The organism is Arthrobacter sp. 10T425, from assembly GCF_056393985.1.
In genome coordinates this window covers 306,499-329,474 of the sequence record NZ_JBFTGZ010000001.1, presented here as the reverse complement: position 1 = coordinate 329,474, position 22,976 = coordinate 306,499, and the positions used below count along the sequence as shown (strand labels likewise).

Sequence of the window (22,976 nt, the reverse complement as noted above, 5' to 3'; positions counted from 1 at the left end):
CAACAGTCATTACCTGCACCGTTACTTCTTGGCCTTGTCCTTGGACTCGTCCGTTGTCAGCGCGGCGATGAAAGCCTCCTGCGGCACCTCGACGCGGCCCACCATCTTCATGCGCTTCTTGCCTTCCTTCTGCTTTTCCAGCAGCTTGCGCTTTCGGGTGATGTCACCGCCGTAGCACTTGGCAAGGACGTCCTTGCGGATGGCGCGGATGCTTTCGCGGGCGATGATCCTGGAGCCGATGGCGGCCTGGATGGGCACCTCGAACTGCTGGCGCGGGATGAGTTCGCGCAGCTTGCCGGTCATCATCACGCCGTAGGCGTAGGCCTTGTCGCGGTGGGTGATGGCGGAGAACGCATCAACCTGTTCGCCCTGGAGCATGATGTCCACCTTGACCAGGTCGGCCACCTGCTCGCCGTCGGCCTTCCAGTCCAGTGACCCGTAGCCGCGGGTCTTGGATTTGAGGATGTCGAAGAAATCGAAGACGATTTCGGCCAGCGGCAGGCGGTAGCGGATTTCCACCCGGTCCTCGGAGAGGTAGTCCATGCCGCCCATGACGCCGCGCCGGCTCTGGCACAGCTCCATGATGGCGCCGACAAACTCGTTCGGCGCAAGGATGGTGGCGGACACCATCGGCTCACGGACCTCAGCGATCTTGCCGGTGGGGTATTCGCTGGGGTTGGTGACGTGGACGACCTTCTTGTCCTCCAGCGTGACCTCGTATTCCACGTTGGGCGCGGTGGAAATGAGGTCCAGGTTGTATTCGCGTTCGAGCCGCTCGCGGGTGATTTCCAGGTGCAGCAGGCCCAGGAATCCCACCCGGAAGCCGAAGCCCAGCGCGGCGGACGTTTCGGGCTCGTACACCAGTGCGGCGTCGTTGAGCATCAGCTTCTCCAGCGCATCGCGGAGCACCGGATAGTCCGTGCCATCGAGCGGATACAGGCCGGAGAAGACCATCGGCTTGGCGTCAGCGTAGCCGGGGAGGGACTCGGTGGCGGGCTTGGCCAGGTTGGTGACGGTGTCGCCCACCTTGGACAGGCGGACGTCCTTCACACCGGTGATGAGGTAGCCGACCTCGCCGACGCCAAGGCCCTTGGAGGGGGTGGGTTCCGGGGAGCTCACACCAATCTCAAGGAGCTCGTGCGTAGCACGGGTGGACATCATCTGGATGCGTTCACGCGGGTGCAGCATGCCGTCGACGACGCGGACGTAGGTGACCACACCGCGGTAGGTGTCGTAGACCGAGTCGAAGATCATGGCCCGGGCGGGGGCGTTCGGGTCGCCCACCGGTGCCGGCAGGTCGCGGACGATCTTGTCCAGCAGGACCTCGACGCCCATGCCGGTCTTGCCGGAGACGCGGAGCACGTCGTCGGGGTCGCCGCCGATCAGGTTGGCGAGTTCCGCCGCGTATTTCTCGGGCTGGGCTGCCGGGAGGTCGATCTTGTTCAGGACCGGGATGATGGTGAGGTTGTTTTCCATCGCCAGGTAGAGGTTGGCGAGAGTCTGGGCCTCGATGCCCTGGGCCGCGTCCACCAGCAGGATCGCGCCTTCGCAGGCCGCGAGCGAGCGGGAGACCTCGTACGTGAAGTCGACGTGCCCGGGGGTGTCGATCATGTTCAGCGCGTAGCTGGTGCCGTCGAGTTCCCAGGGCATGCGGACGGCCTGGGATTTGATGGTGATGCCGCGTTCGCGCTCAATGTCCATGCGGTCCAGGTACTGGGCCTTCATGTCACGGGACTGGACAACACCGGTGAACTGGAGCATCCGGTCGGCCAGTGTGGATTTGCCGTGGTCAATGTGCGCAATGATGCAGAAGTTCCGGATGATGGCCGGATCTGTTGCGGCGGGCACCGGGGCGGTGCGGGCCATGGGAGACACGCAGGGTCCTTACTGTTGGCATTACGGTTGGCTTTTCCACGGCTCGGTGCGGATGCTCGTATGCCATCCTGCGACGTGGCGCATTTCTGTCCCTATAGTCTCCCACGTCCGGGCCAGTGGCAGTGCATCCCTGCGTTGCGTTGCGGACTCTCCTGGGTCCGGTGGACTCTCGGAGGGATTCCGCCCGCGGATCTGGCTTCGGCTCGGCTGCGGTTGCGCGCGCGGATCTGGCTGCGTGCTGCGCCGTGCCTGGGTCCGCCCCTGCCTGCCCGCCGGCCGACTGCGGCCACCCTCTGCCCCACCTATCCCCCGCTCATTCCCTGCCCCTTTCTCTGCAGGGGTGCCGGTATGGTTTCCCCATGGCTTGGAACTTACGATCGATCAGCGGCGCGGTCCGCGATGCCCTGCGCTTCCTGGATAAACTTGGCGGCTCCGCACCGGGAACCACCCGTGGGCCGGCGGCAAAACCCGCCCGAAAGCCTGCGGCGAAGCGGCGGCCGGGCCAGGCGCGTCCCGGCACCCCGGCCCGCTCCACAGGGGGCACCCCGGCCGCCGGACTGACCGGAACATATCCCGGCGACTTCCAGGGGCGGGCCGCCGTCCGCTATGCCCCCGCACCCAACGGCCTGCCCGAGCCCGGCGAAATCGTCTGGACCTGGGTGCCCTACGAAGAGGACTACTCCCAGGGCAAGGACCGTCCGGTGCTGCTGGTGGGCACCAGCGGCCGGTATTTGTTGGGCCTGATGCTGACGAGCAAGGACCACGACGGCGACTCCCGCCGGTCGGATGACTACGTGGACATCGGCACGGGACCCTGGGACCGCCAGTGGCGGCCCAGCGAAGCGAAGCTGGACCGGGTTCTGCAGATCAACGCGAAGGACATCCGGCGCGAAGGAGCGATCCTGGACGCAGGCCGCTTCAACCACATCGCGGCCGCGCTGCGGCAGCGGCACGGCTGGAGCTGACCCGGCGGACACCGTGCGCGGCGGCGGATCGCCACCCGCACTCGTGCCTGTACGTTGATCTCTGCTATTATTTACAGCTGTGTGTCCGTGCAGGTCGACGGCCACAGATGGTTGGTCGCCATAGGTATCCCCACGCCGCTCAGTCAATGGCCAATCTGAAAGCCCTCTAGACCATTTTCCGCATTGAAAAAGAGAGTTCACACGTGGCTAATATCAAGTCCCAGAAGAAGCGCATCCTGACCAACGAAAAGGCTCGCCTGCGCAACAACGCAGTCAAGTCTGAGCTGAAGACGGCCATCCGCGCCGTCAACACCGCCGTTGAGTCCACCGACAAGGATGCTGCGGCTGTTGCACTGCTTTCTGCCAGCCGCAAGCTGGACAAGGCCGTCAGCAAGGGCGTTCTCCACAAGAACAACGCTGCAAACCGCAAGTCGGCCATCTCCAAGAAGGTCAACGCGCTCTAAGGTTTCCAGTTCACTTGAACTGATGATTGTGGCCGGCACCCCATGGGTGCCGGCCACATCCAGTTAAGCCGGTTCCGCAAGGGGCCGACTCCGCACCCGTTCTCGTACTACTCCGGTACGCCGCCGGCTGCCCGCTGCCGGGTCCGCGCCAGCAGGGCCAACACGCCGGGCCCCGGTCCGGCCGGACCCGCAGGGCCAACACGCCGGGCCCCGGTCCGGCCGGACTCGCAGGGCCGACACGCCGGGCCCCTGGGTTCGAACGCGGGTGTCAGGAACTCCTGGCCGAGGTGGCAATCACCGTTACCGCATGTTCCACGGCATAGACAGGATCCCGGGAGAGGCCCTTGACCTGGGCGTCGGCCTCGGCGGTGACCTGGATGGAGCGGACCAGCCCCTCGGGCGTCCAGCGCCGGACTTCCCGCTGGGCCTGTTCGACGAGCCAAGGCTGCATACCCAGTTGCTTGGCGATCTGCGAGGACGACCCCTGCGCGCCGGCCACCTTGGCCAGGGAGCGCAACTTCGACGCCAGGGCAGCCACGATCGGCACCGGGTCCGCGCCGGTGGCCAGGGCGTGGCGAAGTGTGGAGAGGGCCAGCGGGCCGTTGCCGGCCATCGCGGCGTCGGCGACCTTGAAACCTGTTGCCTCGACCCGGCCGCCGTAGTACTTGTCCACCATGGCCGCGTCCACGCCGGTGGTGGCGTCAGCGATCAGCTGGCTGCAGGCGGCGGCGAGTTCCGCGAGCTGCGCGCCAACCGCATTGACCAGGGCGTGCACGGCGTCGGGGTCGATACGCCGGGAGGCCGCCCGGAACTCGGCCGTGACGAAGGCGATCTTCTCGGCGTCTTTCTTGAGCGGCTGGCAGTCGACAACGGGCCAGCCCGCGGCCTTGATGGCGTCCAGCAGCTTCTTGCCGCGGACTCCCCCGCCGTGGCGGAGCACCAGGAAGGCCTCCGGTTCGGGCTGGACCACATACTTCAGGGCATCGGCGAGGAAGGCATCGTTCATCGCCTCGAGCCCGTCGACCTCGATGAGCTTTTGTTCGCCGAACAGTGAAGGGCTGACGTTCATGGCCAGGGACCCGGCCGTGTAGCTGCCGGCATTGAGCCGCGTAATTTCGACGTCGGGCGCCACCGCGCGGACCTGCGCGCGGATACGGTCCATGGCCCGGGCACCTATGTAGTCTTCCGGACCGCCCACCAGGACGACGGCAGCAGGTGTCACATCGCGCCAGGTGGCGGTGTTCGACGCCGAGGTCCTGGGCCGTTGGGTCTGGGCAGCAGCCACTCTCGATTCCTCCCGGAAGTTGGTTTGCGGACTCTAAGCGTCCCACGCCCGGACCGGTGCTCCAAGCCGCGGCTGACGGCCCGCCGGACGGCTGACCGTGCCGCCGCATGCGAGCGTCCGTCGAGGACGGCGACCACCCGTGCGTGTGCCGCGAGGACGCCACGGGCGGCCGCGGCAGGGTGCAGGGCGAGCCACGCCGCCGCCAGCACAGCCGCGGAAAAGATTCCCATGGTGGCTGCACCAAAGACTCCTTCCGGCCACGGCAGGGCGGCGCCCGGGAGTGCCGCGAAGAACCGGGCGACCCCCGCCACCGCACCTGCGAAGGCAGCAGCGGCGGCCATGAGGAGGCCCGCTGCGGCCGGGAGAGCGGGCAGGAGCACCACGGCGGCCGTGCCGAGGAGTGTAACTGGCGCCACGAGCGCTGCGGCGGCCACATTCGCGGGCAGGGCGTAGGCGCCGAACTGCGGCTGCAACAACACGATCGCCGGGGCGCAGAAGAGCTGGGCAGACAGGGGTACGGCGACGCCGGCTGCCGCCCAGCGCGGAACCGAAGGCGGCAGCCAGTCCATGATGCGGCGTCCGGCGACCACGATTCCCAGCGTGGCCAGGACCGAGAGCAGGAATCCGAAGCTGGCAGCCAGGACCGGCTGCGCCAGCAGCAGGCCGATGACGGCAACACAGAGCAGGCTGAGTCCGCGCCCCGCCCGGCCAAGAGCTACGGACGCGAGGCCGATGCTGCCCATGAGTGCGGCCCGCAGCACACTCGGATCCAGTCCCACCATGAGGACGAACAGCGCCAGCCCCGCGAGGCTGGCCGCGGCGGCGGCCGCGCGCGGAAGGCGGAGCGTGCGGGCGGCGAGCAGCAGCGTCCCGAGGATCAGGCTGCAGTTGGCCCCGCTGACGGCGGTCAGGTGCGTCATCCCGACGGTCTTCATGGCGGCTTCCAACTCGGGGTCCAGGGCGCTGGTGTCGCCGGTGACCATGCCGGGCAGCAGCCCGCCGGCGTCGCCCCCGAACCTTGCCGCCGCGGCGGTGAAGGCGCGGCGAAGCTCCCCGGGACCCTGCTGCCAGGGCCCGGGTCCCCGCAGCAGGGTTGGCGCAGACGTCGCTGCCAGGAGTCCGGCCTCCGACTCCCCTGGCGCGGCGGGACGGAGTTTGCCTGTGGCGCGCAGGAGCTGGCCCGGAACGGCGTCTCCCCAGGTGGCCCCGCCCATGACCACGATCCGTGCGTCCCCGGCGACCCTGTGGCCGCCGAAGGTCATCGCCGTCAGGATCACGGGAACTGCCCAGCGGTCCGGCAGGCCACCGGCACCGGGAATCCTGAGCGGCCGTGGGGCGCCTGCAATTTCCAGTTCCGCGACGACGGCCGCGCGGGCGGCCACAGCTTCTGCGATGGCGCCGTCGTGCCGCCGGGAGGCCTCGACGGCGGCGTGTGAGCCTGCCGCGGAGGACAACAGCAGCGCCGCTGCCACTGTGGCGCGAATGCTGCGCGGAACCGCCTGCCCGGCGCTGCGGCCGCGCCCGTGGCCACCCCGCCCAATCCTGGCGCCCCGCTCCCTCGCCGGGCGGAGCCCAGAACGGCCGAGGATGACGCGACCGGCCAGGAAGAGCATGCCTCCGGCCGCCGCCAGCGCCGTGCAGAGACCGGCCAGCCCTGCAGGGGACAGCCAGTTTCCGGCAACGGCGGTCCCCCAGACAAGAAGTGCCGGGAGCACCAGACGAAGGTCCGTCCGTCGTGTCCGTTCGATCGGGCGCCGACGCGCGGCGGTGTCTCGCGCGGGTTTACCGGATCCGCGGATCCGGCCGGAGGCCACCGGATCCTCGTGCTCCGCACGCGCCGGGGAATCGACGGCCGCATCGACGTAGCGCTGCCAGCGACTCTGCGGGACCGCCACAGAACCCAGCGGGCCGGTCCGGTCCACGCCACGCCGTGCAGTGCCAGGCTGTGCAGTGTCAGGCTTTTCCATCTCAGGATTTGCCACGTCAGATACCCACCAACGGGAGCAGGGCCTCGAGCAACTTCGGACCGATCCCGTCGACGGCGTCGAGCTCCTGCACTGTCTTGAACCGCCCGTGCTGCTGGCGCCAATCCACGATCCGCTGCGCCAGCACCGGCCCGACGCGCGGGAGGGTCCCGAGTTCCTCGAGGCCGGCGGTGTTGAGGTTGACCTTCCCGCCCCCGCCGACTGGCCCCGTGCCGCCCGGACCGGAACCGGGCGCAGGTGAGCCGCCCGTGGGCGTATCGGCCTCACCGGGTTCGCCGCGGATGGGCACCAGGACCTTCTGCCCATCCTCCAGCACGGCGGCCAGGTTGAGCCGGTCCGGATCCCCGAGAACCGTGGGCCCGCCCGCCGCTGCAATCGCCTCATGCAGCCGGCTTCCCGCCGGCAGTTGAACCACCCCCGGGCTGGCCACGGCACCGGCAACATGGACCTCGATCCTTTCGGGCGCCGCGGTGGCCTCATCTCCCGGCGGCGCGGTTGACCCGTCATCCGCCGGATCGGGTGCTTCCTCGGCGGCGGGGGCGGAGTCGCTGAGAGCCACCACCTGCGCGCCGCCGGTTCCGGCCTGCCACCAGAAGCAGCCGCCCAGCACCACGGCAAGGACGCCCAGCAGGGCAGCGGCTTTAACCCCTGTCCTGGCCCGAAATCGCATAGCCAGCGTCGGCCTTCTTCCCCGGCGGTACCCGCGGGTTTCATCCGCATGGTGTGAAGGGCCGCCCCCGACGCATCGTCCAGCAGCGAGGACGCCATCAGCCCGGACCGGGACAGGGCTGCCGGGCGCCGGAACCTGCAACTCCAGCAGCCCCGCTGAGTCGCCCGGTTCCCGGCCCGGAGCCGGGGATTCGCCCGGCTCCGCAGTATCTTTCGCACCCCGGGCAGCCCAGCGCGTCGCTGCCAGGCGATCACGGGCAACCCTGACGCCTGTGGCGGATTCAGTTCCCGGGTTGCGGCGTGGCATGGAACGACTCTAGGCAGCCCTCACCCCCGCTGATACCGGGGACCGGGCGTATGTGGATATACCTGAGTAATACGCGTAGATCCGCGGCATCAGGCAAGTATTCCCTACGCTGGTGCCCGCCCGGACCCGGTGGTAACGTCTGCATCCAATCGAGAAGACTTTGCCGGCTGGGGGCAACCCTGATCGCCTGGAGGTAAATTTCAGGCGTCGAAAGCTGGTGTGCAATGAAGTGGTTGTTTGGGCCCGCGGCGGTGCTGGCGCTTGGCGGCACCATGCTGCCAGCCCCACCGGTCGTGGCAGACACAACGCAAGCCACCTCAACCCAGGTGGTCAATTTTTCTCTGGAAAGCAGTTTCTGCCCCCAGTACGGTCTGTACGGCATAGCGCATGTTTCGGTCGACGGCACGGCCGGAATGACTGCCGACCAGAATTTCATCTGGACCACCCAAACAGCCGCCACCTCGATCCATGCAGTTCCGCCGCAGGGCGCCGTCGCCAATGTCACGATTGTCTACCACTGCAACGTACAGGTGCTCTGGTGGCTGGAGCCCGGAAGTGCCCGCCGGGTGCAGGCCGCCCTGTGGGTCAACGGCTCAGGCCAGCAGCCCAGCTACACTATCGGGCCGAATCAGCCAGCCCCCGGGCCAACCCCGCCGCCAACGACTCCGCCTCCCGCAGCCCCGCCGGCCTCCCTAACGCCAACGACTCCACCAACGTCAGTGTCGGTACCCGCGCCCACGACGCCAACCGTCATACCGACCACCGAGCCAACGTCCGCGCCAGTCACCGTGCCGACGGTCCCGGAAACACCCGCCGCACCAACGTCCGAGCCGGCCGCGCCACCGACGGTCCCGGAAACGCCCGCCGCGCCAACGTCCGAGCCGGCCGCGCCACCGACGGTCCCGGAAACGCCCGCCGCGCCAACGTCCGAGCCGGCCGCCCCACCGACGGTCCCGGAAACGCCCGCCCCGCCAACGTCCGAGCCGGCCGCCCCACCGACGGTCCCGGAAACGCCCGCCCCGCCAACGTCCGAGCCGGCCGCCCCACCAACCATCCCGCCGACGTCCGTGTCAGCGACAACGCCAGAGACAGCGCCAACGGAACCAGCCACACCCGCGCGTACAGCATCGCCCACGCCCGGACGGACATCGCCCGTGCCCACCCCCTGAAATGCAGCTACAGGCGGGGGTTCACTTCTGGTAGGTGATGTATGCCTCGTACTGCACGCGCCATTTGTCCGCGGCCTTGGGATCCGGGACCGTGGTGGTGAGGAATTGAACGCTGGTCACTTGGCCTTTGAGGTATTTCAGCCACTTGGTCACCTCTTCGGCAACGTCGCGATCGAACTGGACTACGTGGTGCACCTGCATTGCCATGGCGGCCTCCGGATTCGCTGGTTCGCTGGGTTCGGTGGAGTGACTTTACCGCCGCCGCCCGTTCACGGCCAGAGTCCGGCGTCCGCGCAGATGGAGCACATGGACCCGCCGCGCTAGTCGCCGGTTTCCGTCGCTTCGGCCGCTGCCCTGCCAGGGTGCGCTTCCCCGCTGTCCGGGCTGGCGATGTCCCCGGCGAAGGCATCGGGTTTCGCTGCCGCAGGGGTGCTGCCCTCCCCCACGATCACGGCGAGCACACCGAGCCCGGCGTGTGCCGCCAGGACTGCCGGGAGAGCGCTGATCTGGGCCGGCGGACATGCCGGTAATGCCACGGCCAGGCGCCGGGCAAGGTCTTCGGCCTCGGCCTGGTTGCCAAAGTGGTGCACAGCCAGCCGCGCCTGCCCGGCAGGGCGGCCGGAGGCGTCCGCGGCCACGATTTCTTCCAGGCGTGCGATGGCCTTCGCCGCTGACCGGACCTTTTCCAGCGGGATGATCCGGCCGTCTTCCACCGCCAGGATGGGTTTGATGGAGAACATGGTCCCCCAGAGCGAGGCCGCCGCCCCGATCCGGCCGCCCCGGCGCAACTGTTCCAGGGTCGGGACATAGAAGTACACTTTGGTGCGGTCCAGCCGGTCCTGCGCGAAGGCCAAGACGTCGGCCGCGCTCCTGCCGTCGGCGGCCGCGACCACCGCGCCCTGCACGCCCATGCCCTGGGCCATTCCGACCGTCCGGGAGTCGAGGACCTCTACCGGTATGCCGACCCGTTGGGCTGCCAGGCGGGCGGCGTCGGCTGTCCCGGACAGCCCCGCGGAGATGTGAATGGAGACCACGGACTGGAAGCCACGCTCGCTGGCCTCCCGGTAGGCGTGTTCAAACTGCCCCGGTGACGGACGCGAGGTCTTGACGGGCTTGCCGCTGGCCAGGGCCACGGCGATGGTCTCCGCAATGTCGTCCTCACCCTCGCCGTAGATTTCGGCGCCGACCATCACGGGCATCGGGACCACGGTGAGCCGGCCGTCAGCAGCGAAAGCCCGGACCCAGTCCGCGGGCAGCGCGGCGGCAGAGTCCGTGACCACCGCAACCTGCACGACGGCGGCGGGAGCCGCTTCGGGGATGCTGTCCCGGGAACCCTGCCGCAGGCGAACAAGCCGCTCGCGCAGCCATGGCCAGCCTGACGGCTCGCGGTGTGGCACGAAGGACCTCCTGCTGTGGGGACGCGTGGACTTGCTTCTCCGGCGGGGGCACTTGTGCCCGTCCCATTGTCTGCGCTGGTTGTCTGCACTGGCCGCCGGGATCAGCCGGCGGCCAGTGTCAGGCTGGTACGTCCGGCTAGGCCGGGACGATGTTGACCAGTTTAGGCGCCCGTACGATCACCGTGCGCAGGGCACGGCCATCGAGGGCGCGCTGGACATTTTCCGATGCCAGCGCCAGTTCGCGCAGGTCCTCCTCGGAGATGTCCGGGGAAACCTCCAGCCGGTCCCGCACCTTGCCCTGCACCTGGACGACGGCGGTGACCGTGTCCTCCACGAGGAGTGCGTCGTCGTGCGTGGGCCAGCCGGCGTTGGCGACCGATGCCGGGTGCCCCAGGACGTTCCACAGATCCTCGGCGGTATACGGTGCAAACAGGCTCAGGATTACGGCTACGGCCTCGACGGCCTCGCGGACTGCTGGGTCCGCACCGCCGGCACCGCTGGCTGCATCTATGGTCTTGCGGGTCGCGTTGACCAGTTCCATCAGCTTTGCGACAACCACGTTGAACTTGTTGTTGTCCAGCAGGGCCTGCGCATCGGCGATCGTGCGGTGGGTGACGGTGCGCAGGGCACGGTCACCGGTGGCGGCATCGACGCCAGGTGCGCTTGTGACGTCCTGGCCGAGGCGCCAGGCCCGGGCCAGGAACTTCGCGGAGCCCGACGGCGATACGTCCGCCCAGTCGACGTCGTCCTCCGGCGGGGAGGCGAAGATCATGGTCAGGCGGACAGCGTCCACACCGAACTTGTCCAACTGCTCGCCGAGGTCGACGCCGTTGCCCAGGGACTTGCTCATGGCCTTGCCGCCGTTGAGCACCTGCCCCTGGTTCAGCAGTGCGCTGAACGGCTCGTCCGCCTCAATCATGCCGAGGTCGTGGATGACCTTGGTGAAGAACCGCGCATAGAGCAGGTGCAGGATGGCGTGCTCCACGCCGCCCACGTACTGTCCGACCGGCATCCAGTCGTTGATCTTCTCCGGATCGAACGGACCACCGGTGTACTGCGGAGAGACGAAGCGCAGGAAGTACCAGGAGGAATCCACGAAGGTGTCCATCGTGTCCGTGTCCCGCTTGGCCGGGCCCTGGCAGTTGGGGCACTCGACATTGACCCAGCTTTCGACCGCGGCGAGCGGTGACGTGCCCTTCGGGGACAGGTCCTCGCCGCGCAGGTCCGCCGGCAGGGTCACGGGCAGCTGATCATCCGGGACCGGGACCTCCCCGCAGGCCGGGCAGTGGATGATGGGGATCGGTGTGCCCCAGAACCGCTGCCGGCTGAGCAGCCAGTCACGCAGCCGGAAGTTCACGAACTTCTCGCCGGTGCCCAACTCGCGCAGGATTTCGATGGCCGCCGGGATGGCCTCGGCCTTGGGCAGCCCGTCGAGGCCGCCGGAGTTGATCAGGGTCCCTTCGCCGGTGGTGGCGATGCCCGTGGCGGCGGGGTCTTCCTCGCCCGTGTCCAGGACTGCCCGGACGGGCAGGTCAAAGGTCTTGGCGAAGTCGAGGTCGCGCTGGTCATGGGCCGGGACGGCCATGATGGCGCCTGTGCCATAGTCGGCCAGGACATAGTCGGCGGCCCAGACGGGCAGCTTTTCGCCGTTGAGCGGGTTGGTCGCGTAGCGCCCGGTGAAGACGCCGGTCTTTTCGCGCTCGGTGGACTGGCGCTCGATTTCGGAGAGCGCCTTGACCTGCTCCCGGTAGGCGTCCAGGGCGGCGGCGTGCTCGTCGGTGACCAGTTCGACGGCGAGCGGCGCGTCGGCGGCGACGACGAAGAACGTGGCGCCGTAGAGGGTGTCCGGGCGCGTCGTGAAGACGGTGACGTCCTTGGCGGCTTTGCCGCCGTCGGCCTCGATCACGAAGTTGACATGGGCGCCCTCGGAACGGCCGATCCAGTTTTTCTGCATCGCCAGGACGCGTTCGGGCCAGTGCCCGCGCAGTTCGTCCATGTCATCGAGCAGGCGGTCGGCGTAGTCGGTGATCTTGAAGTACCACTGGTTCAGGGACTTCTTGGTCACGGGAGTGCCGCACCGCTCGCAGGCGCCGTTGACCACCTGTTCGTTGGCCAGCACGGTCTGGTCCTTGGGGCACCAGTTGACCGGCGAATTCTTGCGGTAGGCCAATCCACGCTCGTAGAACCGCGTGAACAGCCACTGGGTCCAGCGGTAGTACTCCGGGTCCGAGGTGTGCAGCCGGCGGGACCAGTCGGCGGAGATTGCGTAGCGCTTGAACGATGCCGCCTGGGTGTCGATGTTGGCGTACGTCCACTCACTGGGGTGCGCGTTGCGTTTGATCGCCGCGTTTTCCGCGGGCAGGCCGAAGGAGTCCCAGCCGATCGGGTGCAGCACGTCGTAGCCCTGCTGGCGCAGGTAGCGCGCCACAACGTCGCCCATCGCGAACGCCTCGGCGTGGCCCATGTGAAGGTCACCGGACGGATACGGGAACATGTCCAGCACGTAGCGGCGTTCCTTTGAGCCGTCGTCGAGCGGCGTGAAGACCTTCAGGTCTTCCCAGACCTGCGGCCATTTGGCTTCCATTGCCGCGAAGCTGTAGGCACCTTCCTCAGGCCCCTCCGCCGCGGCTGCTGGCGATCCGGTCTGTGTTTCCGGCTGAACGCTCACTGCTGGCCTCTTCTGTTCTGTGCGGCCTGTTACCCAGGCCTGTCTACCTTCAGGCCTGCCTGCCGCCAGGCCTGTTCACCATCAAGTCTGCACTGTCACGGCCGGCTGCCCGGTCCTGACTCCATACTGTCCGTACGTGGTACTCCTGCTGTAAATTCGTGCGTTGCGGACCGGAATTTACCCCGGACACACAAAAGCCCCTCGACATGGAGGGGCCGCCGCTCGGCAATCCGGGGACTCTTCGGAAACGAGGTCTCGCCGGGATGCCGGGCGGCTAGCTAAGCAGGAGCACGGCGCGCATAGGACCACTTTAGCCCCTCGGGCTGGTTCGCGCTGAACCGACGGGCCGGTAGCGGCCCGGTAGTCGCAGTCGACTCGCGCTCCGGCGGCCTGCGCGGGCTGCTATGTCCGCAATTGTTACAAACGACATACCTATGGAATAGCGGTACTTACTGCCAATTGCCCGACGTATCGGGCAAGTAACTACGACAGAAATTCGGGTAGCTCGGCGCGGAAAACAAGTAGAAAAACAACGAACACCCGGGTGGCCGGCCACGGGCGCCCGGGCCCTTCCGCGAAGTTTCTTCGGAGAGCGCATTGTGAGCCTCCAAGCTGGGAGAAACCCGTGAAAAACCGTGAAGCAGGCATAAAATTTTGATCTTGCCAAACGATTCAAATGGGAACACTATTCGATAAAGATCAGCAAGAAATGGGATCTCTCGGGGGGATTCGCAAATGGTCTCGGGTTGAGGAGCCTGTCATGTATCAATTGCGCAATTCTTCCGTGCATTTGCCGAAATCCCCCGCCGGCCGCACCCGCGACGCCGGCTCCCTGGAACAGGGCTAGCCATGTTCGGCTGGATCACCCGTTTCAGTATGCAGTTCCGCATCCTGGTTCTCGCCATGGCGGCCGGACTCATTGCCTTCGGGGTAGTGAACGTCCCCCACGTCGCCATCGACAGCATGCCCGAGTTCGCCCCGGCCCACGTCGAGATCCAGACCGAGGCCCTGGGCCTCTCAGCCGCCGAAGTTGAACAGCTCATCACTGCCCCGATGGAAGCCGACCTCCTTAACGGGGTGGCGTGGCTCGATGAAATCCGGTCCAAATCAGTTCCCGGCCTGTCCTCGATCGAGCTCGTGTTCGAGCCGGGCACCGACCTTCTGCGCGCGCGCCAGCTCGTGGCCGAACGCATGACCCAGGCCCACGCGCTGCCGAACGTCTCGGCGCCGCCGCTGATCATGCAGCCGTTGTCGTCAACCAGCCGCGTCCTTATGGTCCGGATGAGCTCCAAAGAGCTATCCGGGATCGAAATGTCGGTCCTGGCCCGGTGGAAGATCAAGCCTCGGCTGATCGGCATTCCCGGGGTCGCCAACGTTTCCATTTGGGGACAGCGCGAGCAGCAGCTCCAGGTAGAGGTGACCCCCACGCAGCTGCGTGACAAGGGCATCACGCTCGAACAGGTCATCAAGACCACCGGCAACGCAGTCTGGGTGTCGCCGCTGAGCTTCCTTGAGGCGTCCACCCCCGGCACCGGCGGGTTCGTGGAGTCGCCGAGCCAACGCCTGGGCATCCAGCACGTGCTGCCCATCCGAACACCGGAGGACCTGGCCAAGGTCAGTGTCGAAGACGCCGGATCTCCCATGCTCCTGGGTGACATTGCCCAGGTGAAGGAGGACCACCAGCCGCTGATCGGCGATGCCGTCGTCGGCCAGGATGCGGGCCTCCTGCTGGTCGTGGAGAAGTTCCCCGGCGCCAGCACGCTGCAGGTCACCAAGGACCTCGAGGCTGCGCTGAACGACATGCAGCCCGGGCTTTCCGGAATCCAGATGGATACGTCCGTCTTCCGGCCCGCCTCCTTCCTGCAGGATGCCGTGGACGGACTCGGCCTGGCGCTGCTCGTGAGCCTCCTGATCGCCGTGCTGCTCTTCTGGGCCCTGTTCCGCTCCTGGCGGGTGGCCGTGATCGCCCTCGTGGCGATCAGCACCACCGTCATGGCGGCGGGAGTGGTGCTCTACTTGCTCGACTCCACACTGAATATCTCGATCCTCGCCGGCATCTTGCTGGGCGTCTCTGTGATTGTCGGAGACATCGTGGAGGATGTGCAGGCGCAGCGGCGCCGGCCGTTGCGGACCACCGGGACCGAGACAGATGCCACCATCAGGTTCCGCATGGTCCAGCTTGTCCGCAGCGTCCGCACACCGCTGTTCCACGGGTCGCTCATCATGGCCCTCGCGCTCGTACCGACGCTGTTCGTCACGGGAGTCGGCGGTGCGTTCTTCCAGCCCCTCTTCTGGTCCCTGGCGTTGGCACTTGCCGTGTCAATGCTGGTGGGTTTGTCCGTGACACCGGTCCTGGCATATCTCCTGCTTCCCGGTGAGAAAGCCCGGCGGGCGGACTCGCCCGGTGTTGTCCGGGCCAGGTCCACGTACGACAGGGCACTCGAGGGGGCACGTTCCCGCCGTGCCCTCGGCATTGTCGCTGTCGCCGTCGTTGGACTGCTGGGGCTCGCCGCGGCATCGCAGCTGGTCGGGAACCGGGCGGTCGTGCCGACGATTCCGGACCGGACACTCCTGGTGCAGTGGGACTCGATGGCAGGCACGTCCAACGACGAGGTGCGTCGGGTGGCGTCCAAGGCGTCCGACGAACTGCGGACCCTGCCTGGTGTCTCGGGAGTTGGCGGCCACATCGGCCGCGCCATTTCCTCCGACCAGGTTGTCGGGAACAGTTCCGCGGAACTCTGGGTTTCCATCACACCGGATGCCGACTTCAGCGAAACGGAGCAGGCGGTCCGTGACGTCGTCCAGGGCTACCCCGGCATCGCCCACAACGTGGTGAACTACTCCCAGCAGCAGATCGGCCAGGAGCGCAGCAGCATGGATCCCGGATTCGCTGTCCGCGTCTACGGAACAGACTTGCCCGTCTTGCGAGAGAAGGCAGAAGAGGTCCGCAAGGCCATCGAAAAGGTCGACGGCGTGAAGAACCCGACGATCAACGCCAGCGCCATGACGCCCATCGTCGAAGTCGAGGTCAACCTCGAGGCGGCGCAGAAGGTCGGCATCAAACCCGGCGACGCACGCCGCGCCGCCGCCGCCCTGATGCAAGGCATCGTCGTCGGCAACCTCTTCGAACAGCAGAAGGTCTTTGAAGTGGTGGTGCGCGGCGCGGTGGACGTCCGGGATGACCTGACCAGCATCCGTGAGCTCCTGCTGGACACGCCAAGCGGCGGCCAGGTCCAGCTGGGCCAAATCGCCGACATCCGGCTCGTTCCCAATGAAGTCGTGATTCTGCACGATGACACCTCACGCCGGATCGATGTGGTGGCCGAGGTCAGCGGACGTCCGCTCGCGGATATCCAGCGCGACATCAACGCGGCGATCGAGCAGATCCAGTTCCCGCTGGAATACCACGCCGAAATCCCCACGAAGTACAGTGAACAGCTCGCCGGGGACGCCATGGTTCTGTGGATCGGCGCGGCTGCCCTTCTGGGAATCCTGCTCCTTCTCCAGACAGCGGTGCGGAGCTGGAAGCTGGCGCTTGCCATCTTCCTGTCCCTGCCGGCCGCGCTGGCCGGGGCCGCCGTGGCAGCGTGGATCGCGGGAGGCGCCATCACTGTGCTGGCACTCACGGCCTTTGCCGCGGTGCTGGCCGTTGCAGCCCGCAACGCGGCGCTGCTCTCCGCCCGGACGGATGAGCTGTGGCGGGCCGCCCCGCACGAGTCCCCTGACAAGGTCATCATGATGGCGGCCCGGGACCGGGTCTCGCCCATTCTGAAGGCAGCCCTGATCACGGTGGCGATCCTGATCCCGCCGGGACTCTTCGGCGGCGCCGTCGGCGGGTCCTTCCTGGGCCCGATGGCCCTGATCATCGTCTGCGGACTCATCACGACAACTCTCATCGGGATCTTTGTACTCCCCCTGCTCGCTCTCTGGTTCGGGCCCGGTTCCGCCCCGGAAGAGTGGGCCGAAGTGTACGAGGCCGAAGTTCCCGTCCAGCCCGTTACGCAGGAAAAGGTGGAAGCAAAATGACCAGCCAACAGCCCTCGCGGCGCCTGCCCCTGGCGGCCGCTGTATGCGCAGCACTTCTGTTCGCGTTGCCCGCATGTGCCCAGACGACGGCGGCGGCCCCCGCCGCCGTCTCGGCCAACGAACCCGCCAAGGTGGAGAAGAATGCCGCAACAGGCATCGCGAAACTGACGTTGACGGAGAAGGGAATCGAACGCCTCGACCTGAAGACCGACACCGTCAAGGCCGGAAAGGGCAAGGACGTCGTCGTGCCCTACTCAGCCCTGCTCTACGACGCCAGCGGAAAAACCTGGGTGTACACCAACCCGGCCCCGCGGGTCTACCAGCGGCAGTCGGTCACGGTAGCCAAGGTGGAGGACGGAGTGGTCACGGCCTCGGCCGGCCCCGCGGTCGGCACCGCAATCGTAACCGTCGGCGCGGCTGAACTCTTCGGCGCTGAATTCGATACGGCGCACTGACATGCGCCGGATTGTCGCTGCAAGCCTGAGGTTCCGGTCGATCATCATTGCGATGGCGGCCGCCCTCATGATCGTGGGCGGCGCGCAACTCAGCAGCGCTTCGGTGGATGTTTTCCCGGAGTTCGCACCGCCCCGCGTCGAGGTTCAGACGGCATGTCTGGGTCTCACTGCCTCCGAAGTCGAGGAACTCGTAACGGTTCCGATGGAGCAGGCCTTCAACGGCATAGACGGCCTGGACCAGATGCGGTCGAAGTCTGTGTCGCAGCTGTCCGCCATCGTGATGGAGTTCAAACCCGGGACCGATCTGCTCACCGCCCGGCAGCTGGTGTCGGAGCGGATGGCAACGGTCATACCGACTCTGCCGACCTGGGCCGCGCCGCCAATAATGCTCCAGCCGCTGTCCTCCACCAGCCGTGTCATGAAGATCGGGCTCTCCTCCGAGACCCGCTCCCTGATCGAAATGTCCATGGTTTCCTACTGGAACATCCGGGCACACCTGCTGCGGGTGCCTGGCGTGGCGAACGTTGCGATCTGGGGCGAACGGCTTCAGATGCTCCAGGTCCAGGTTGATCCGACCAAGCTGGCAGCCAACAACGTGACGCTGGAAAACGTCATGAACTCCACGTCCGACGCCTTGGACGCCGGCCTGCTCAAGTACTCCCCCGGTGCCTTGATCGGCACCGGAGGGGCGCTGGAAACACCCAGCCAGAGCATGTCCATCAGGCACGTACAACCCATCACGTCTCCGGCGGACCTTGCCCAGGTGCCACTGGAGGAACGCGAGGGACTGCCTCCCCTGAAGCTCGCCGACGTGGCAACCGTCGTGGAGGACCACCAGCAACTGATCGGTGACGCGGTTATCAATGGCGGCCCCGGACTGATGCTGATCGTCGAAAAGCTGCCGTGGGGCAACACCCTCGAAGTCACCCGCGGGGTCGAGGAAGCGCTCAAGGAACTGCAGCCCGGCCTGACCGGAATCGCAGTCGACACCACCCTGTTCCGGCCCGCCTCGTTCATCGAGGAGTCGCTCGGCAACCTGAGCCTTGCGCTGCTGCTGGGCTGCTTCCTGGTCGTCCTGGTGCTGAGCGTCTTCCTGTTCCAATGGCGGACAGCCCTGGTGAGCGTGACGGCGATCCCGTTGTCGCTGATGGCAGCGGCCCTGGTGCTGTATTGGACCGGAGGCACGATTAATACGATGGTGCTTGCGGGGCTGGTGATTGCCGTCGGGGTCGTGGTGGACGATGCCATCATCGACGTCGAGAACATCGTCAGGCGGCTCCGGCACCACCGCGCCAGCGGCGGGACCGAAAGCACCGCCCGCGTGGTCGTGAACGCCTCCCTGGAAGTCCGCGGCCCCATCGTCTACGCCACCCTGATTATCGTTGCCGCCACGGTACCGATCTTCTTCCTGGACGGCCTGACGGGCGCCTTCTTCCGGCCCCTGGCGACCGCCTACACCCTGGCGGTTTTGGCGTCCATGCTGGTGGCCCTCACGGTCACGCCGGCCATGGCGTACATCTTCCTGCGCAATGCCAAGCTGGAAGACCGCGATCCGCCGGTGGTCCGGGTCCTCAAGCGCTGGTACGGCGCCGCCCTGCGTCCCATTGTGAAACGCCCGCTCCCGGGCTACCTCGCGGTGGGGGCACTCGGCGTCGTCGGAATCATAGCGGCCCCGCTCCTGGGCCAGTCACTGTTGCCCTCGTTCAAGGAACGTGACTTCCTCATGCACTGGGTCACGCAACCCGGCACCTCCAACGCCGAGGAAGTGCGCGTCAGCCAACTGGCCTGCCAGGAGCTGATGACCATTCCAGGCGTCAACAACTGCGGGTCCCACATCGGTCAGGCCTTCGCCGCCGATGAGGTGGTGGGAGTCAACTTTGGCGAGAACTGGATCAGCGTTGACCCCTCGGTCGACTACGACAAGACCCTGGCCTCCATCCAGCAGGTCGTGGACGGGTATCCCGGCATCCACCGGGACGTCCAGACCTACCTCAAGGAACGTGTCCGCGAGGTGCTCACCGGTACGGGCTACTCGATCGTGGTCCGCGTGTACGGCGATGACCTGGACACGCTGAAGAAGCAGGCGGACAAGGTCAAGACTGCCCTGGCCGGCATCGAGGGTGCCATCGGAGCCAAAGTCGCACTCCAGGTCAACGTTCCGCAGGTGGACGTCGAGGTGAACCTGGACGCCGCCAACCGCTACGGCCTGAAGCCCGGTGACGTCCGCCGTGCCGCAGCCACCCTGGTATCCGGCGAAGAGGTCGGCGACGTCTACCGGGACGGCAAGGCCTATGACGTCCAGGTCTGGAGTCCTCCGGCGATCCGGACCAGCGTCACAAGCATCGAGAACCTCCCGCTGGACACTCCCAGCGGGCAGAAGATCCGGGTGGCCGATGTCGCCAAGATCACGGTAAAGCCCACTCCCAACGTCATTGAGCGTTCGGAAGGGTCCCGCCGCCTCGATGTCAGCGCCAACGTCAAGGAAGGCGATCTGGCCAAAGTCGTCGAGAAGCTCGAATCCGATCTCAAGTCCGTGGAGTTCCCCACCGGATACAGCGCCGAGATCCTGGGCGAATACGCGGAGCGGCAGGCCGCCTCGCAGCGGCTTCTCCTCTTCGCGATGGGCGCCCTGGTTGTGGTGTTCCTCCTGCTCCAGGCGGCATTCCGGAGCTGGCGGCTTGCCGTTCTGGGCATCCTGACGCTGCCGGTGGCACTGGTGGGCGGGGTGATCGCCGCGCACATGAGCGGCGGAATCCTGTCCCTCGGGTCGCTGGTCGGGTTCCTGACAGTGATGGGCATCGCCGCCCGCAACGGCATCCTGCTCATCAACCACTGCCAGCACCTGGAACAGTTCGAAGGCGTGCCGTTCGGCCGGGACCTGGTCCTGCGGGGCGCAGCCGAACGCCTGTCACCAATCCTGATGACCACGCTCGCCACCGCACTCGCCCTGGTCCCGCTGGTGGTGATGGGCAACCGCCCCGGCCATGAGATCGAGCACCCCATGGCCGTGGTGATCCTGGGCGGGCTGGTGACATCGACACTGGTCAACCTGTTCATCGTTCCATCGCTCTACCTGCGGTTCGCCAAGAAGGGTCCGGCACGTCATGACCGTCAGCCCCGCGAGCCGGAACCTGTATCAGCCGTATAGCAACAACTACCAACAATGAGAGGCCAGTCAGATGACTCCACTATCTAAGAGATTTACCGCTTACGGCTCCGCGGTCTTGCTGGTGGTGGCGTCGCTGACGGCGGCGACGGCGGCCGCGGCGACGGCAGCCACCGCGCCGGCGGCCGCCCGTTCGCAGGAACTGTGCGGCCCCGGCTCGGCAATCAAATTCAACCGCAGCGCCTTCCCGTCCAGGCCGGAGATTGACAACAAGTGGTTCCCCCTCGAACCCGGCATGCAGTACACCACCACCGGCAAAGTAGTCTCCCCGGATGGGACAACCACCCGCAAGGTTGTCAGCACGGTCACGGGGCTGACCAAGGTGATCGACGGGGTGAAGACCATCGCGATATGGGACCGGGACTACTCCGACGGTGAGCTCGCGGAATCGGAACTTGCCTTCTTCGCCGAGACACGGAAGGGCGACGTGTGGCTCTTCGGCGAATATCCGGAGGAGTACGAGAACGGGAAGCTTGTGGGTGCGCCAAGTACGTTCATCAGCGGCATCGACAAGGCCCAGGCGGGCATCGCCATGCAGAGCCACCCGCGCCTGAAGACCCCCGCCTACCCCCAGGCCTACGCACCCAGCGTGGACTTCCTGGACTGCGGTGATGTGTTCGCGAAGGACCAACGCGTCTGCGTCGCCACTGGTTGCTACAGCGATGTGCTGGTCATCGATGAGTTCAACCCGCTGGACCCGCCAAGCGCCGGCCACCAGCGAAAGTTCTATTCCAAGCACACGGGTCTGATCAAGGTCACGGCCGTGGGCGGAGAGGACCAGGAGTTCCTGAATCTCGTCAAGATCAAGAAGCTCAGCCGCTCCGAGCTGAAGAGCGTCAACGAGCAGGCACTGCAGATCGACCGCCGGGGTTACACGGTCAGCAAGGACGTCTACGCGAAGACGCCGCGCGCTGAGGTGGCACGTGGCTACGATGGCCACCACTACCACTAACGGCCCTGCCGCTCCCGGGCAATAGACAAAGGAGCCCCGGCCGGGATCTTCCCGGCCGGGGCTCCTTGTGCGCGCCTACTTCACGTCGTCGTCAACCCAGTCCATCGACTTGGTGACGGCCTTCTTCCAGAGACGCATCTGGCGTTCCCGCTCGGCCTGGTCCATTTGCGGCTCCCACCGCTTGTCCTCGGCCCAGTTGGCCGAGCACTCGCCCAGGTCCTTCCAGAATCCGACCGCCAGGCCGGCCGCGTAGGCTGCGCCCAGCGCCGTCGTCTCGACCACCTTCGGACGGATGACCGGCACGCCGAGGATGTCCGCCTGGAACTGCATCAGGGCGTCGTTGGCGACCATGCCGCCGTCGACCTTCAGCTCCGTCAGCGGTACGCCGGAGTCGGCGTTGACGGCGTCCAGCACCTCACGGGTCTGGAAGGCGGTGGCCTCCAGCGCCGCGCGGGCGATATGGGCCTTGGTAACATAGCGGGTCAGGCCCACAATGGCGCCGCGGGCGTCCGAGCGCCAGTACGGTGCGAAGAGGCCGGAGAATGCCGGCACAATGTACACACCGCCGTTGTCCTCCACCGAGGCCGCGAGGGTCTCGACCTCCGGGGCGCTGCTGATCATGCCGAGGTTGTCCCGCAGCCACTGGATCAAGGAACCGGTGACGGCAATGGAGCCCTCCAGCGCGTAGTGCGGCGCCGCGTCGCCGAGCTTGTAGCCGACGGTGGTCAGCAGCCCGTTCTTGGAATGGATAATTTCCTCGGCCGTGTTGAAGATCAGGAAGCAGCCCGTGCCGTAGGTGTTCTTGGCTTCCCCGGCATCGAACGCCGCCTGCCCGAACGTGGCCGCCTGCTGGTCGCCCAGGATCCCGGCCACAGGAACCTCGCGAAGCAGCTGGGAGGTGTGCACCGTGCCATAGACCTCGGAGGAGGACTTGATGGCCGGCATCATGGAGGCCGGGACGCCGAACGCGTCCAGAATCTCCTGGTCCCACGACAGCGTCTCAAGATCCATGAACATGGTCCGTGAGGCGTTGGTCACGTCGGTGACGTGCACTCCGCCGTCGGTCCCGCCGGTCAGGTTCCAGAGCACCCAGCAGTCGGTGTTGCCGAAGACGAGGTCGCCGGCCTCCGCCTTGGCCCGGGCGCCCTCGACGTTGTCCAGGATCCACTTGATCTTGGTGCCCGAGAAGTAGGTCGCCAGCGGCAGGCCCACCTTCTGCTTGAAGCGTTCTACGCCGCCGTCCTTCGCGAGTTCGTCCACGATCGGCTGGGTGCGGGTGTCCTGCCACACGATGGCGTTGTAGATCGCCTCGCCGGTGGTCTTGTCCCACACCACCGCTGTTTCGCGCTGGTTGGTGATGCCGACGGCGGCGATGTCGTGCCGGGTCAGGTTCGCCTTGGACAGGGCCGAGCCGATCACCTCGCGGGTGTTGTTCCAGATTTCAGCGGGGTTGTGCTCCACCCAGCCGGGCTGGGGGAAGATCTGCTCGTGCTCCATCTGGCCGGAGGAGACGATGCTGCCGCTGTGGTCGAACACGATGGCTCGGGTGCTCGTGGTCCCCTGGTCGATTGCAACTACGTACTGGTTCATAGT

At 66.8% G+C, this 22,976-nt stretch carries 15 protein-coding genes; 7 read left to right on the top strand and 8 right to left on the bottom strand.

The features are described 5' to 3' along the window. Nucleotides 1-21: 21 nt before the first annotated feature. Complete coding sequence (gene lepA / locus AC1DDH_RS01545) at nt 22-1,875, bottom strand: translation elongation factor 4 (protein ID WP_026266375.1); 1,854 nt, start codon at nt 1,873-1,875, stop codon at nt 22-24. A gap of 359 nt (nt 1,876-2,234) precedes the next feature. On the opposite strand from lepA, the gene AC1DDH_RS01540 reads away from it, so the two are divergent. Then, the gene (locus AC1DDH_RS01540; protein ID WP_476954707.1) at nt 2,235-2,840 is read left to right on the top strand and encodes a type II toxin-antitoxin system PemK/MazF family toxin; all 606 of its coding nucleotides are present in this window, start codon (nt 2,235-2,237) and stop codon (nt 2,838-2,840) included. A gap of 203 nt (nt 2,841-3,043) precedes the next feature. Beyond that, a complete protein-coding gene (gene rpsT, locus AC1DDH_RS01535) occupies nt 3,044-3,304 on the top strand; it encodes a 30S ribosomal protein S20 (protein ID WP_018773112.1) in 261 nt (86 codons plus the stop codon). 268 nt (nt 3,305-3,572) lie between these two features. On the opposite strand, the gene holA is transcribed toward rpsT, so the two are convergent. Genes holA through AC1DDH_RS01520 form a run of 3 tightly spaced genes read right to left on the bottom strand, consistent with a single transcriptional unit; the run spans nt 3,573 to nt 7,244 of the window. Further along, nucleotides 3,573-4,589 (bottom strand): DNA polymerase III subunit delta, encoded by a 1,017-nt coding sequence (gene holA / locus AC1DDH_RS01530; RefSeq protein ID WP_028276695.1) that lies wholly within the window; start codon nt 4,587-4,589, stop codon nt 3,573-3,575. After that, entirely contained in the window at nt 4,523-6,556 is a 2,034-nt protein-coding gene (locus AC1DDH_RS01525; RefSeq protein WP_476954706.1) for a ComEC/Rec2 family competence protein, read from the bottom strand. Before AC1DDH_RS01525 ends, holA begins: the two co-directional genes overlap by 67 nt. 16 nt (nt 6,557-6,572) lie before the next feature. Continuing rightward, nucleotides 6,573-7,244 (bottom strand): ComEA family DNA-binding protein, encoded by a 672-nt coding sequence (locus AC1DDH_RS01520; RefSeq protein WP_476857061.1) that lies wholly within the window; start codon nt 7,242-7,244, stop codon nt 6,573-6,575. An 886-nt stretch (nt 7,245-8,130) separates the two neighbouring features. Between AC1DDH_RS01520 and AC1DDH_RS01515 the strand changes: the two genes are divergently transcribed. Then, complete coding sequence (locus tag AC1DDH_RS01515) at nt 8,131-8,757, top strand: hypothetical protein (protein ID WP_476954705.1); 627 nt, start codon at nt 8,131-8,133, stop codon at nt 8,755-8,757. Here the strand turns inward: AC1DDH_RS01515 and AC1DDH_RS01510 are convergent. The 3 genes from AC1DDH_RS01510 to leuS all read right to left on the bottom strand — a co-directional run bounded on the left by AC1DDH_RS01510 (nt 8,741) and on the right by leuS (nt 12,784). Beyond that, entirely contained in the window at nt 8,741-8,926 is a 186-nt protein-coding gene (locus tag AC1DDH_RS01510; protein ID WP_476870903.1) for a hypothetical protein, read from the bottom strand. The genes AC1DDH_RS01515 and AC1DDH_RS01510 overlap by 17 nt on opposite strands. Nucleotides 8,927-9,039: 113 nt before the next feature. Continuing rightward, nucleotides 9,040-10,116, bottom strand: coding sequence for a DegV family protein (locus tag AC1DDH_RS01505; RefSeq protein WP_476954704.1), 1,077 nt, complete (start codon nt 10,114-10,116; stop codon nt 9,040-9,042). 136 nt (nt 10,117-10,252) lie between these two features. Beyond that, nucleotides 10,253-12,784, bottom strand: a complete 2,532-nt coding sequence (leuS, locus tag AC1DDH_RS01500; RefSeq protein ID WP_476849282.1) for a leucine--tRNA ligase — start codon at nt 12,782-12,784, stop codon at nt 10,253-10,255. Nucleotides 12,785-13,660: 876 nt separating this feature from the next. Between leuS and AC1DDH_RS01495 the strand changes: the two genes are divergently transcribed. The 4 genes from AC1DDH_RS01495 to AC1DDH_RS01480 are packed head-to-tail and all read left to right on the top strand — an operon-like array spanning nt 13,661 to nt 21,383. Continuing rightward, nucleotides 13,661-16,810 (top strand): efflux RND transporter permease subunit, encoded by a 3,150-nt coding sequence (locus AC1DDH_RS01495; RefSeq protein WP_476954703.1) that lies wholly within the window; start codon nt 13,661-13,663, stop codon nt 16,808-16,810. Beyond that, nucleotides 16,807-17,265 (top strand): hypothetical protein, encoded by a 459-nt coding sequence (locus tag AC1DDH_RS01490; protein ID WP_230008548.1) that lies wholly within the window; start codon nt 16,807-16,809, stop codon nt 17,263-17,265. Before AC1DDH_RS01495 ends, AC1DDH_RS01490 begins: the two co-directional genes overlap by 4 nt. 1 nt (nt 17,266) lies before the next feature. After that, complete coding sequence (locus AC1DDH_RS01485; RefSeq protein ID WP_476849284.1) at nt 17,267-20,413, top strand: efflux RND transporter permease subunit; 3,147 nt, start codon at nt 17,267-17,269, stop codon at nt 20,411-20,413. A gap of 31 nt (nt 20,414-20,444) precedes the next feature. Next, entirely contained in the window at nt 20,445-21,383 is a 939-nt protein-coding gene (locus AC1DDH_RS01480; protein WP_476870907.1) for a hypothetical protein, read from the top strand. A 75-nt stretch (nt 21,384-21,458) separates the two neighbouring features. On the opposite strand, the gene glpK is transcribed toward AC1DDH_RS01480, so the two are convergent. Next, a complete protein-coding gene (gene glpK, locus AC1DDH_RS01475) occupies nt 21,459-22,973 on the bottom strand; it encodes a glycerol kinase GlpK (RefSeq protein ID WP_476857067.1) in 1,515 nt (504 codons plus the stop codon). Nucleotides 22,974-22,976: the final 3 nt, after the last annotated feature.

Bases quoted from the DNA above. Each gene is read 5' to 3' on its own strand.
- AC1DDH_RS01520 (WP_476857061.1), bottom strand. From the start codon at position 7,244: ATGCGATTTCGGGCCAGGACAGGGGTTAAAGCCGCTGCCCTGCTGGGC.
- AC1DDH_RS01540 (WP_476954707.1), top strand. From the start codon at position 2,235: ATGGCTTGGAACTTACGATCGATCAGCGGCGCGGTCCGCGATGCCCTG.
- AC1DDH_RS01525 (WP_476954706.1), bottom strand. From the start codon at position 6,556: ATGGAAAAGCCTGACACTGCACAGCCTGGCACTGCACGGCGTGGCGTG.
- AC1DDH_RS01480 (WP_476870907.1), top strand. From the start codon at position 20,445: ATGACTCCACTATCTAAGAGATTTACCGCTTACGGCTCCGCGGTCTTG.
- glpK (WP_476857067.1), bottom strand. From the start codon at position 22,973: ATGAACCAGTACGTAGTTGCAATCGACCAGGGGACCACGAGCACCCGA.
- AC1DDH_RS01485 (WP_476849284.1), top strand. From the start codon at position 17,267: ATGCGCCGGATTGTCGCTGCAAGCCTGAGGTTCCGGTCGATCATCATT.
- AC1DDH_RS01490 (WP_230008548.1), top strand. From the start codon at position 16,807: ATGACCAGCCAACAGCCCTCGCGGCGCCTGCCCCTGGCGGCCGCTGTA.
- AC1DDH_RS01495 (WP_476954703.1), top strand. From the start codon at position 13,661: ATGCAGTTCCGCATCCTGGTTCTCGCCATGGCGGCCGGACTCATTGCC.
- AC1DDH_RS01510 (WP_476870903.1), bottom strand. From the start codon at position 8,926: ATGGCAATGCAGGTGCACCACGTAGTCCAGTTCGATCGCGACGTTGCC.